The 11,589-nt window shown below is 55.5% G+C and carries 16 protein-coding genes; 13 read left to right on the top strand and 3 right to left on the bottom strand.

What is annotated here, in order from left to right; genetic code table 11:
• Window positions 1-240: 240 nt before the first annotated feature.
• Together G454_RS19300 and G454_RS22630 are read right to left on the bottom strand one after the other, a co-directional pair.
• Window positions 241-1,476: a bifunctional diguanylate cyclase/phosphohydrolase gene (locus G454_RS19300; RefSeq protein ID WP_051276447.1), complete on the bottom strand. Its 1,236-nt coding sequence runs from the start codon at window positions 1,474-1,476 to the stop codon at window positions 241-243.
• Window positions 1,477-1,850: 374 nt separating this feature from the next.
• Window positions 1,851-1,979: a hypothetical protein gene (locus tag G454_RS22630; protein ID WP_281168481.1), complete on the bottom strand. Its 129-nt coding sequence runs from the start codon at window positions 1,977-1,979 to the stop codon at window positions 1,851-1,853.
• Between the two features lie 1,045 nt (window positions 1,980-3,024).
• On the opposite strand from G454_RS22630, the gene G454_RS19295 reads away from it, so the two are divergent.
• The 4 genes from G454_RS19295 (at window position 3,025) to G454_RS0113560 (ending at window position 6,528) form a co-directional block, all read left to right on the top strand.
• A complete protein-coding gene (locus tag G454_RS19295; RefSeq protein WP_245574419.1) occupies window positions 3,025-4,647 on the top strand; it encodes a diguanylate cyclase in 1,623 nt (540 codons plus the stop codon).
• A gap of 127 nt (window positions 4,648-4,774) precedes the next feature.
• The gene (locus G454_RS0113570) at window positions 4,775-5,503 is read left to right on the top strand and encodes a Rossmann-like domain-containing protein (RefSeq protein ID WP_027719041.1); all 729 of its coding nucleotides are present in this window, start codon (window positions 4,775-4,777) and stop codon (window positions 5,501-5,503) included.
• Window positions 5,504-5,529: 26 nt separating this feature from the next.
• On the top strand, window positions 5,530-6,105 hold the full coding sequence (locus G454_RS0113565; RefSeq protein ID WP_169719367.1) for a PH domain-containing protein: 576 nt from the start codon (window positions 5,530-5,532) through the stop codon (window positions 6,103-6,105).
• Between the two features lie 84 nt (window positions 6,106-6,189).
• Window positions 6,190-6,528, top strand: coding sequence for a hypothetical protein (locus G454_RS0113560; RefSeq protein ID WP_027719039.1), 339 nt, complete (start codon window positions 6,190-6,192; stop codon window positions 6,526-6,528).
• Between the two features lie 350 nt (window positions 6,529-6,878).
• On the opposite strand, the gene G454_RS0113555 is transcribed toward G454_RS0113560, so the two are convergent.
• A complete protein-coding gene (locus G454_RS0113555; protein WP_027719038.1) occupies window positions 6,879-7,145 on the bottom strand; it encodes a transposase in 267 nt (88 codons plus the stop codon).
• Window positions 7,146-7,152: 7 nt separating this feature from the next.
• Between G454_RS0113555 and G454_RS22165 the strand changes: the two genes are divergently transcribed.
• The 9 genes from G454_RS22165 to G454_RS0113520 all read left to right on the top strand — a co-directional run bounded on the left by G454_RS22165 (window position 7,153) and on the right by G454_RS0113520 (window position 11,149).
• A complete protein-coding gene (locus G454_RS22165) occupies window positions 7,153-7,473 on the top strand; it encodes a hypothetical protein (RefSeq protein WP_211230108.1) in 321 nt (106 codons plus the stop codon).
• Window positions 7,474-7,624: 151 nt separating this feature from the next.
• Complete coding sequence (locus G454_RS21545) at window positions 7,625-7,888, top strand: hypothetical protein (RefSeq protein WP_156896805.1); 264 nt, start codon at window positions 7,625-7,627, stop codon at window positions 7,886-7,888.
• 58 nt (window positions 7,889-7,946) lie between these two features.
• A complete protein-coding gene (locus G454_RS0113545) occupies window positions 7,947-8,204 on the top strand; it encodes a hypothetical protein (RefSeq protein ID WP_027719037.1) in 258 nt (85 codons plus the stop codon).
• Window position 8,205: 1 nt separating this feature from the next.
• Complete coding sequence (locus G454_RS19285; protein WP_051276443.1) at window positions 8,206-8,643, top strand: type II toxin-antitoxin system VapC family toxin; 438 nt, start codon at window positions 8,206-8,208, stop codon at window positions 8,641-8,643.
• A gap of 80 nt (window positions 8,644-8,723) precedes the next feature.
• On the top strand, window positions 8,724-9,026 hold the full coding sequence (locus G454_RS22445; protein ID WP_245574418.1) for a tyrosine-type recombinase/integrase: 303 nt from the start codon (window positions 8,724-8,726) through the stop codon (window positions 9,024-9,026).
• A gap of 82 nt (window positions 9,027-9,108) precedes the next feature.
• Window positions 9,109-9,588, top strand: coding sequence for a tyrosine-type recombinase/integrase (locus G454_RS22440; protein WP_245574417.1), 480 nt, complete (start codon window positions 9,109-9,111; stop codon window positions 9,586-9,588).
• Between the two features lie 440 nt (window positions 9,589-10,028).
• A complete protein-coding gene (locus G454_RS0113530) occupies window positions 10,029-10,241 on the top strand; it encodes a hypothetical protein (protein WP_035107913.1) in 213 nt (70 codons plus the stop codon).
• 279 nt (window positions 10,242-10,520) lie between these two features.
• Window positions 10,521-10,808: a nucleotidyltransferase family protein gene (locus G454_RS0113525; protein ID WP_051276441.1), complete on the top strand. Its 288-nt coding sequence runs from the start codon at window positions 10,521-10,523 to the stop codon at window positions 10,806-10,808.
• Entirely contained in the window at window positions 10,805-11,149 is a 345-nt protein-coding gene (locus G454_RS0113520; RefSeq protein ID WP_035107912.1) for a HepT-like ribonuclease domain-containing protein, read from the top strand. The genes G454_RS0113525 and G454_RS0113520 overlap by 4 nt, the downstream gene beginning before the upstream one ends.
• Window positions 11,150-11,589 lie beyond the last annotated feature (440 nt).

Raw genomic sequence — 11,589 nt, 5'->3', positions numbered from 1 at the left:
AACAAAAATTAAATTTTTAGAGCTTAGCCCCTTGATTTTTCTGGGTTCCGGGCTTTTAATAGGGCTCTTAAAGGGCCTTTGGTGTCAAAGTTGGGCCATACACTTAAGAAGCCGACAATGAGAGCAGCGGCAACGAGGAGGCCGGAAACCAGGAGGATTACCTTGCTCTGGATGCTCCGCAGGCCTGCAAAGTTCATCTGGTGTACACATCTCCTTTCCGAAAATGTTTGGCTACAAAAGCTACCGCTTTGTAACTGGATGCTCCTCAAAATCACATTCCGGGGGAGCTGGCAAGCGTGTTTCCACCTTCCCTGCATTGCCAGATCCGCTGCCGACGCACTTGGTTACAAAAAGTTCGGCCAAATGAGGGTCAAACTGTCGGCCCGCTTCCTTTCTGAGTTCTTGTATGGCCTCTCGGTGTGTTTTGGCCCGCCGGTAGGGACGGTTAGTAGTCATAGCATCGAAGCTATCGGCGATGGCAATGATGCGGGCGCCTAGAGGGATGGCCTCACCAGCCAGACCGTCGGGATAACCTTTTCCGTCGTAGCGCTCGTGGTGGTGCCGGATCAGAGGTACTACTTCTCTTAAGGATTTGATCTGCTGCACAATTTCGGCACCGATAACCGGATGGCGTTGGCACAACTCCCTTTCTGCATCGCTCAACGGCCCGGGCTTGTTCAGGATTTCTTCCGGAATATCCACTTTCCCCAAATCGTGCAGAAAAGCAGCCACTTTGATTTTTTTCACTTCCTCCTGAGTCAGCCCCGCTGCCCGCGCCAGGGCGGTGGCATAGTAGGCTACCTTTTCGGAATGGCCATAAGTGTAGCGGTCCTTTTTGTTGACCATGGCCAGGAGTTCGCCAATACTGTACAGTACGTCCCGCTCACCCGGCCAGTCCGGCTCCAGTTCTTTGAAAGCCAAAAACCAAGCTGCCACCCTGTTTTTAGCATTGCACTTGGCATTGTACATTGCTTCGTTGGCCTGACTGATAAGTTCGGAAGCGTTGGAAGCACTATCGGGAAAGCAGGATACCCCAACCGAGACGGTGATCCTGCCGCCGGGCATAAGCTCCCGGTAGGGGAAGGGGTACTCCATGATGGCCTGGCGCAGGCGCTCTCCAATTTCCACTGCCACCGTCTGGTCCGCGCCGGGCAGGATAACGGCAAACTCGTCCCAGCCGCAGCGTCCCACGATGTCCGTCCTGCGCACATTCTTTTCCAGCAGGCGAGCCAGTTGCCTGAGCAGTTCGTTTCCCGCCGGGTGTCCGAATTGGTCGTTGTAACTTTTGAAGTTGTCCACGTCCATTGTCAGGTAAGCCACCTTGCTACCCTGTTTACCTGCTCGGGCTACTTCGCGTTCCAGAGCCTGTTTGAGGTAAGAGTGGTTGTAGAGCATCGTCAGGCTGTCGCGCACGGCCAGACCCCGTTGCTTCCTTTCGGCTACTTTGCATTCGGTGGTATCCCTGAAAATGACCATGATGCCATCACCTGCCCCCCTTCACCGCGCAACTGCAGGTAATCGGTAAGCAGACCGTGGCGCCACCGATTGCTGATGATGTAACCTTGCTCCACAATGCAGGTATCCTCCACCTGCACTCAGATTAAGGGCCACATCTGAAGGTCACGTTGCCTGGCTGCTGTTGACCGGTAAGGACAGCTTCAAAGGGCAACCCTGCCACTGTTCTGGGATTTTGACGTTGCCGGGTCAAAGTTTCTTCTACAGGTATTAGAAGGCGTTTGCCCTTACCTCCGGCTGTTCTTCCCTAGGGAGCTTCCTTTCCTCCAGGAGGAGTAAATCTCTTCTGCCGTCGAAGACGGCGGGCGGGAATCGTCCCGCCCCAGGAACCCTTTTCAGTAGGCTAACCTGGCGCGGAGCTTGCTCAGCCGGGCCGGGATGCCCTGGCGGTGGAGCTTATAACAGGTGCACTCCAGCTTTTCTTCGGACTTCTCTATCTTGGCTCCAAGGTCGGAGATGTGCATTTTGACCTGTTCCCTCTGGCTTTCGATTCGGATGGTAGCCTTCGCGCTCTACACCGCCCACTGGCATTAGCAGGCATTGGGGAAGAATTTGCTGTAGAGGTCTTTAAACTATTTCTTCCGGATCTTTACCCCCGCCGAAGGGCCTGGTAAGTCGTGCGCTTGGCCGTCTGGAAACTGCGTGTGGAGGAAACGAACCTCTCCTCCGCTTTACCAGAACATAGCCGGCAGGGTACGTTCATCACGTTGGCGGGCTTACTTACCTTTGACCGCATCACGAATGGCCTCACTCACTCTTTTGCGGAATTCCTTGTCCCTGAAGCTGTAGAGCCTGGCAGAGGAAACGATTAGAATGGAGAACATCTCCTGGGCCGATTCTTTAAGTATCCCCATAAATAAACATTCCTGCCATTATATGACATTGGCAGGAATGTTCAGACAAATCTTCGTATTTTAAATAGAACGAGCTCTAGAGTCAGGCTGCCATGATGGTATGGTATCCTTGGTCGGGTTGGGAGAATAAGGGTAGTACCCCCCCCCCCCCCAGAAAATATGTTCTGCTCTCATTTTCACTTACCTCAACCTTTCGCCTTTTCAGTAATTATAGAAAATTCTCTTTACTTAAGACGATTTCCTTCTTGTTGGTTACTCTACATTTTTAACTTTTTTTTGCCGGTGCCGAAATCTCATACCTTGCAAAAACAGGAGAACAAACAGACGTGGGTGGTGGGACTTGAGCTTACGCAACGATACAATGAAAAACTCTGGCCCTGTCGCGGCTGTTCGGCGAAGTTCGGCAAGTTGCTCACACGAGAGGAAAAAGTCGAGAAGAAGTTGCTGGCTACCGACCTCCCCGACGGGGAAAAACTTCCGGCGGCCAGCCGTAAGGTTGACAGGTCAATTGTAAAATATTCCCGGACGAAGTTCGGCCCGATGACAGTGGGAAGCGCAGCGGGGGAAATAGCCGCCTGTCTATTCCCTATTACGGGGCGGAATTTTGTTTTGCGAAAAAGAAAAACCACCCGAAGAAAAGCGCTCAAAAGGGGCGGTGGATTACGTGAACTCGGACTCACGAAAGGACGAACTTTACCGGCTGGTGGACGGTTTACCAAAGGAGAAAATCGAAGCGGCGAAGAAGTTTCTAGAGTTCCTGCTCAGTTCCAGCAACGGATTCCTGCCGGAAAAGCTAGTGGAAAAACTGGACCTTCTTGAAAGGATCATCGATTTCCTTCCGGATGCCACCCTTGCCATTGATCGCGAGGGTAAAGTACTCGTGTGGAACCGGGCCATGGAAGAAATGACAGGTATAAGAAAGGAAGAAATACTGGGCAGGGGTAAATACGCTTACGCCGTCCCATTTTACGGGAAAGAAAGGCCCATCCTCGTTAATATCTTGCTTGGCAACGGCAAAGAATGGGAGCGCGAATACGAGAAGATTGAGAGGAAAGGAGAAATTCTTGTCGGCGAAGGTTTTGCTCCCTTTGCCCGCGGCGGCAGGGGGCTTCACTTCTGGACCCTTGCGGCACCGATTTACGATGGCAAGGGCAACCTCATCGGGGCAGTCCAGTGCATCCGGGACATCAGCGAACGCAGGAAGATGGAAGAGGAGCTAAGGTTTTGCAGCACCCGCGACGCCCTCACCGGGCTGTACAACCGCGCCTTTTTCGAGGAAGAACTGCGGCGGCTGGAAAAGAGCCGTTCTTTCCCCGTCAGCCTCGTTCTCTGCGACCTCGACGGCCTGAAAGTGATCAACGACATGCTGGGGCACGAGCGTGGTGACGAGTTGTTGCGCCGCGCGGCCAAAGTAATTACGGGCTGCGTCCGGGGGTCCGACGTGGTAGCCCGGGTTGGCGGGGACGAGTTTGCCGTAATCTTGCCCCAGACGGACCGGAAGACGGCGGAAGAAGTAGCAAAGCGCATAAATGAAGCCGTTGAGAGGGACAACGCGCAGCACCCGGACCTTCCTTTGAGCCTCTCCGTGGGAGTGGCGACGGCAAGAGACGCTTCGCGCCCGCTGTGGGAAGTCTACAAGGAAGCGGACGACGCGATGTATATGAACAAGCTTGCCAGCGGGAAGGACCCGCGGGCGGCGGTGGTCCGTGCCCTAAAAGAGGCCCTGGCGGAAAAGGACTTCCACAACACGGAGCGCATGAAGGAGATCGCCTGCATGCTGGGGGAGGCGGTGGGGCTCTCGCGCGAAGAACTGGATAGCTTGCGGCTCCTGGTGGAGATGCACGACATTGGCAAGCTGGGAGTGCCGGATCACATTCTCTTTAAGCCCGGACCTCTGACGGGAGAGGAAAGAAAACAGATTCAGCGCCATTCCGAGGTGGGCTACCGCATCGCCCTTTCTTCCGGCGAGCTGGCACAAATTGCACCCTATATCCTCCAGCACCACGAGTGGTGGGACGGGCGGGGCTATCCTCTGGGATTGAAAGAGGAGCAGATTCACCTCCTGAGTCGCATCATGGCCATAGTTGATGCTTACGATGCGATGACGTCGGAGCGCCCCTACCGTGGTGCCATGACGCACGAAGAGGCCCTGGAGGAGCTGAAGAGATGTGCGGGGAGCCAGTTTGACCCGCATCTGGTAGAGATTTTTGTGAGATTGCTGGCAGGAGAAAAGGGGAAGCTGTACGGGGATAAACGCGAGGAAAGTCAAAAGTGTTAACGCTGTTCAACGCAAAGTATTACCATTGTAATGGACATGTGCCCACAATTTTATACTCTCACTAAAATGTGGTTAGGCTAGAGTTTCGCACAGAGAGGTTTAGAGGGGTTTTGGGAGGTGCAAAAGGTTGGATATTTACGGCGTGTTACGCCAGCGGGCAGCGGAACTAGCTGACCGGGCCGGGTTGCTTGCCTTGCCGGTTGAGGTGCGCGCCCGGGTGCTCACGCCCCAGGAGGCTATCGGTGACCCGGGGAGATCAGACTTTCCTCTCCAGAGAGGGAAAGAACGCCTGGTGGAGGCGCAGTTTCGTGGTGCGCGTGGCCAAGCTTTTACCGACCAGCCGGGGCATTTTACTGGTACCCTCGGAGAGGTCTTTGGACTCTCGCTTAGCGATAATTACACGCGTGCCGTATTCGTGGCTACGCTTAACGCCCTGTTGCGGCACCTAGGGAAGATTACAGGAACTGTTCACTGCCGCGATGAGGGGCCGCGTCGTTGTGCCGAGGAACTGGTCAACTATTTGAGGGCGCGCTTCGGCACGCCGCGGGTAGGTTTCATCGGGTTGCAACCGGCTCTGGTGGAGGCCTGTGCTGGCCATTTTCCGGTGCGCGTATTGGATCTCGATCCGGAAAATATTGGCCAAGAACGGGCCGGGGTGGTAATCGAGGACGGTCGCGGGGACACAGAGGCGATCCGGCGCTGGGCAGATGTTTTGCTGGTTACCGGGAGCACTCTGACTAACGGCACGATCACCGAGTGGCTTGATGCCCCGTGCCCGGCGGTGTTTTACGGCACCACCATAGCCGGCGCGGCCGCCCTGTTGGGTTTGCCGCGCTTTTGTCCCTGCAGCACTTGAGCATAGTGAAGGCAGGAGAGATGCTTGTGGCCGGATCAGAAAAGCTGCACCCGGCGACGGAGGAAAAATTCGCCCTGGCGCCTGCCGACCTGGAGACCAGAATTACCCTCTTGCTATTAATTATTCCCCTTGGTGTTCTTTCCCTGGTGGACGTAGCAGTCGGCGTGTCCGAGCCGGCGGAACTGCCGGAGTCCTTGACTGACCTGGGTATCGTAGCGTTGATAGCGGCCTTGCTTGTAGCCGTTTTCTTTGCCTTTGCTCCCGCGGCTTACATCTTGGACGCGCAGGGAATAAGGATCACCAGGCGTCTGTTTCGCCCGGTGTTCGTGCCTTACGCGCAAGTGAAGAACGTTGCGACGCAGCGTTTTGCCGGACCGCCTTTCGCCATCGTACGGTTTGGTTCATATCCGCCGTGGGGGCTTTTCGGTTATTTCGGCCGGTTCAAGGTGGAGCGTCTGGGGTGGATCAGGGTCTACGCTACGTCCTGGAAAAGCGAGATGGTGGTGCTGGAAACGGAGCGGGAACCGTACTTTCTTTCCCCGGCGGAGCCGCAGAGGTTCTATGAGGCGCTGCGTGTCCGGCTTTGCGACACTGTGGGTTAGTGGTGCTGTCTGGCGCGTACGGGGATGCGGGCCGCAGTTGAAGGCTGCCGGGGCAACCGTGTTTTTTTGGAGGGTACTGACCCGGTGAAGAAGAAGGTGGTGTTGGGGATAGGTTTGCTACTGGCCGCAGTCGGAATCGTGCTGGCGACGCTCTTCCTGCCGGTGACGGTGGGGACGGGGACTGAGGAACTGCGCACAGTGCGGCTGGGATGGCCCTTCTGGTTCGTGGTGCAGGACCAGAGCCGCTATAGCCCGCCGGGTGAAGTGTGGACTACCCGCTTGCTCTCCCCGTGGGAGTGCTCCTTCGCGGTGGTGTGGTGGCGCTTTCTGGCGTCGTGTGCGGCCGCGGCGGGTCTGCTGTGGCTTGTGCTGCGCGCGGTTGCGCTGCTGACCGGTTGGCGGGCGGGTGCTGGCCGTGCGTGAGCAGGGGGAGGTTCCTCGCCCGCGAAGAGGACTGCCTGGGGCGGTGGGAAATCATTGGTCACTTCCGGTACCTCTCTCAATAAGGTTGCAAAATCTACGCAAATCTCTTTAATTCAGCCTTTTTTCAAAGAAGGTGGTGATTGATAATAATACTCTATACCTGGGAGCGTGTTGTGTAAAGTTACCCTGGGGCTGCTCACTGAACAAATTTTTTGCGCGCGTTAACACCTGGCCAATTGAGCCGCCAGGTTAAGCAACTTCTCTCATTGCCAGCTCGCTAGAAATTGCTGGCTCGAAGGACACCTGCGGCAGCTGAATAAAAGACAGCTTCTCCTGCGCGAAAAGCTCTCCTAAACAGTAGCTTCTTTCTCAGGGAGATATTGTTCCATGTATTTCCTGCACCACTGCTCCAATTTCTCGTTTATTTCCTCCAGGCTTTGCACTTTGGGCACGGGTACGAAGAAGTTGTTCCTTATCAAGCGAACGGCGTTCTCCACCAACCCCTTTTCGTGGGCTGCGTAGGGCAGGCAGAATTCCGGAGTGAAGAGGTAGTGGAGCTGCAGTTGGTGGAAGTGCTCGGTTTTCTTGTGCCGGTGGCCGGGGAAAACTTTGGCCACGAGAGTCTTGGCTGGCTGTGGTGGTGGCGGAGGTAGCGGGGGTGACGGATTAGGTGGCGGCGGAGCTGGTACTACCTGGACGGCGCGGGACTCGGGCACGTACTGGACAGCGCAGAACTCAGGCACGGGCGAACACCTCAAGGGCGTCACCTGCGGGAACGGCACCTTCGTGGCTGTGGGGAAGGAAGGCACCATTCTCACCTCCAGCGACGGGGTCAACTGGACAGCGCAGAAATCGGGCACGAGCGCCTGGCTCAAGGGCGTCACCTACGGCAACGGCCTCTTCGTGGCCGTGGGGGGTGGCGGCACCATCATTACTTCCCCCTGACACCCTGGAGCGGCTCTTATGCCCGGGGGAGGACAACTCCCCCGGGCTTTTGGTCCCGGGACCTGCTTGGCTGGACGACGACGGCTGCGGGGTTCGAAGGGCCAACCCTTTATCATCTCAGCTTGGCAGCCCCTCTATAGAATGCCATACTTTGTTAATGCACGTGCCGGGCACACCCGGCAATGCCCCCGGGATCCGTTTCGGGGCATTATTTTTTGCCTGTGATACCGGTCCGTTGGTTCGCGAAATACTTCTTTCGCGAATCTACACCCGCAGGCAGAACGCAAAATTGCCCGCGCCAAATCCCTTGAATCACGGGCTTTCGGTTCGCGAAAGTTTTCAGGCGCTCCTGTTTTCTGAAGGCATGTTGGTGCAAAAGAATGCAGGGCTTACGATGCAGGAGCTTAAGACGTAGATTGACACTAAAGTACTAAAGTGCTACAATGGGGTTGTTAGTGGGGAGGGGAACAAACGTGAAAACGGCGAGGCTAAACATTTACTTGGATGACCCGGTGCTGCGGGAAAAAGTGAAGATCGCAGCCGCACGCAGGGGTGTATCTGTGAGCGCCTACGCCCTTATGGCGCTAAGACGCCAGCTGGCGGAGGACGGTTTGCTTCCTACCGCAGAGAACCCGCAGGAGGCAGCCCGAGCTCTGGACGCCATACGCGAGCGCATCGGGCCTATTGGAGTGCCCATACGTCTTCTCATTGAGGAAGGGCGGCACAGGTAAGGTGCGCATAGTCGTGGATGCTAGCGTGAGTCTCAAGTGGGTGTTCGATGATGAAGAACACGTGGAAGAAGCTGTTGCCCTGCGGGACTCGGCAGTGTTCGAGCGCTCCTTCGAGATGTTTGCACCCTCCCTGTGGGTGTACGAGGTTGCAAACGGGCTTCTGGTTGCGGTACGCCGAGGGCGTATCCTCATGGATGTGAGTGAAGAGGCACTGCGTCACCTTCTGGCGCTGGGCGTGCGTGTGGCTGATCCGGAGCCCGCAGACGTATACCGTTGCGCATTCCGCTACAGGATAAGTGCCTACGATGCAGCATATCTGGCCCTGGCCGAGGAGCTGGACGCGGTGCTTTTCACGGGTGACGGGCGATTTTACACCGCCGTGCGGGAACTCGTGCCCCGGGTGAGGTGGATAGGGGAATTCGGGAAAGGTAAGCCATGAAGGGGTTTGTCTTCCGGACTTTAGCCGTAGGCCCTCATGACCTCTCAGCCTTCTTGAGCAAAAGGAGGTTTGAAGCGGGAATGAGCAACATGCTGGCCAGCTTCGAGGCCTCCTGTCTCCGCCGCGGTCTCTCTCCCTCAAGCGCCAGAGCCTACCTGGGAGTTATTAAGCGCTTCGTGGCCTGGTGGGAGGGGACCAGCGGGGAGGCCTTCGTTCTCCAGGCGGTCACGCCTTTGGACGTGGCCGACTACCGCCGGTACCTGGAGACCAGGGGCTTCAAACCCGCTACGGTTAACTTCAACCTGGAGGCGATAAAGAGCTTCTTCCGATGGCTAAAAGAAGAGCGGGCTTTGCCCGACAACCCGGCCGAGGGGGTAAAGTAAGGTCCCTGAGGCAAGACCCTCTCCCAGGTGGCTCATCAGGAGGGAGGTCGGATTTTTAGCAAGAGCCGTGCAGAGGTACGGGATGGCGAAAGACGGGGCCCTTTTAGCTCTGCTCCTGCACGCGGGCTTAAGGGTCTCCGAGGCGGTGAACCTGAGGGTTCAGGACGTAGTGATTCGGGAGAGGTCGGGCTTCGTGCGGGTGAGACACGGCAAGGGCGGGAAGTACCGGGAAGTGCCCCTGAACGTCACGGTGAGGCGCATTCTTAAAGAGTACCTGGCGGAGCTCCCTCCTCAGAGTGAGTGGCTCTTTCCCAGCAAGAGGGGCCCCATGGCTCCCAGGGTCGTGCAGAAGCGGCTTAAACTTTTTGGGCGTATAGCAGGGGTGGAGGTCACCCCGCACAAGCTCCGGCACACTTTCTGTAAGACGCTTGTTGACGCCGGGGAAAGCTTGGATAAGGTGGAGCTTCTGACGGGGCACACCAGGCTCGACACCACGGCGATCTACACCAGGCCTGGCAGGACGGATCTAGAAAGGGCCGTGGAGAAGCTCAGCTGGGAGTAACCGCAAGGCCCGCCTCGAGGCGCATAAAAGCCGCCCTGGACAGGCTTTTGAGCTACCCCCAGAGGCAGACCTAAAGTGTTAAGGCTCACTCTCATTGGCTGCAAATATGAGAGTTTTTCTCGGATTAAATGGCCTGATTATTTTGTTCACTTACCTTACAAGCCCAAGCCGCTCCGACCAGGAGTAAAAGAACCAAGATGAGGATGTGAGTATAACCCACTTATGAGTATAACCCAGGTCAGGGCTGCCGTCAAAGTCCTAATTGATGATATGTACATGGCGTTTGTGAACAATTTGCCTCCCAGCGTCGTCCTTGCGACGAGCAATTTTGCGCAGGTGGTTTACCGAAATGCGATAAGGCTTCCTAACGCAAAATTGCTCGTCGCTCCTGCGGGTACCCTTTCCGGCACCGCCACGGTGGCTACCACCGCTGGGTGGTCGTGGGTGTCTGGGAGGTACTGATCTTCATCCTCCGCCTTAAGTGCCCCCGGTGCGGGCGCACCGAAACCCTCACCCCGTACTTCATGCCCCGCCACTCACCCTACCCCTGGATCTTGTGCCACGAAGTCCTTTTCGCTTACGCCGAAGGAGACAAGGGTTATCGCCTAATAGCCGCCATGTGGGAAATCAACTGGCAGAGCCTCTGGCGGTAGGCACGGGAACTGGTCAGGTGCCTGCCGATGCTGACCGGCGCCCTCATGCTAAGTGCCTGGACGGCGAGCCACTGATAAGGTACCGCTACCGGCGTACCCGCAGGGAGTTGGCCAGGCTCCGGAAGTTTTACGGACCAAACGTGGGACTGAGTGCCTGGGCAGACTGTTCTGAGTGGTGCGTGCGAACGACCTAGCACTTGCGGTCAAGGACCTTCTTGAAGCAAAATAAACTGGAAAATATAAACTTTTTCAGGTTATAATGTTTTTGGGGTGACAACGATGGATATTGAGAGGATTCGGGATTTGGCCGTTCCGGTACTGCAGCGGCATGGTATAGTGAAAGCGTTTCTGTTTGGTTCTTTTGCAAGGGGTGAGCAAACTGAAAGGAGCGACGTGGACATTCTAATTGAATACGCTCCCGGCGTGCGAAAGTCCCTTCTGACCCGTGCCAAGATAATTCAGGAGCTAAGGGAAGTTTTCCAGAGGAATGTGGATGTAGTTACAGAAGGTTCCCTTTCCCCCCATTTCCGGGAGAACGTCCTTCGCGAAAGAAGGGCGATTTTGTGAGTAAGAAAGGCGACAAAGCACGACTTCTGCACATTCTGGAAAGCGTAGAGCTGATTTCGGAATGGCTTCAGGGTGTAGAAAAAGAAGAGTTCTTTGCAGACAGAAAGCTCCAAGAAGCGGTAATTAGGCGCATTGAGGTAATCGGAGAGGCAGCCAAGAACATATCCAACCAGCTCAGAGAAAAGTGTCCTGATATACCCTGGAAAGAGATAGCAGGAATGAGGGATATTCTAATTCACGAGTATTTTGGAGTGGACTTAGAAGAAGTTTGGGAAACAGCCACGGCAGACATTCCTGAGCTTGGCAAGAAAATAAGTGCCATGCTGGAGGAATTAAGTTAAAAACAAGGCCCGTTCTCGAGAAAGAGCGGGCCTTATTTATCTTGTTTTGGATGTGCTGGAGGTTGCGGGTATGCTTTGAAGGAAATAGACGGGTGCGGCAAGAGCACCCAAGCGGAAATGCTTAACCCAACTTTGACACCAAAGGCCCTTTAAGAGCCCTATTAAAAGCCCGGAACCCAGAAAAATCAAGGGGCTAAGCTCTAAAAATTTAATTTTTGTTGTGCCACGTATTCCAATATATGTTTTGCATCATTGCCGAATGTGTGCTAATATGGTTGTGCTATGTATATCAGAACCAAAACCTTCACCAACAGGGACGGCTCAAAAAGAACATACATTCAAATCGTCAAAGGTGTGCGGGAAAACGGTAAAGTACGCCAGAAAGTGGTCGCCAACCTTGGGCGCTTGGAAGAGCTCCAGAAAAAAGGGGGCATTGACCG

It is taken from the genome of Desulfovirgula thermocuniculi DSM 16036 (assembly GCF_000429345.1).
Taxonomy (GTDB): domain Bacteria; phylum Bacillota; class Desulfotomaculia; order Desulfotomaculales; family Desulfovirgulaceae; genus Desulfovirgula; species Desulfovirgula thermocuniculi.
Note: the sequence above shows the minus strand (reverse complement) of the source record. Positions and strands in the feature narration are given on the sequence as shown.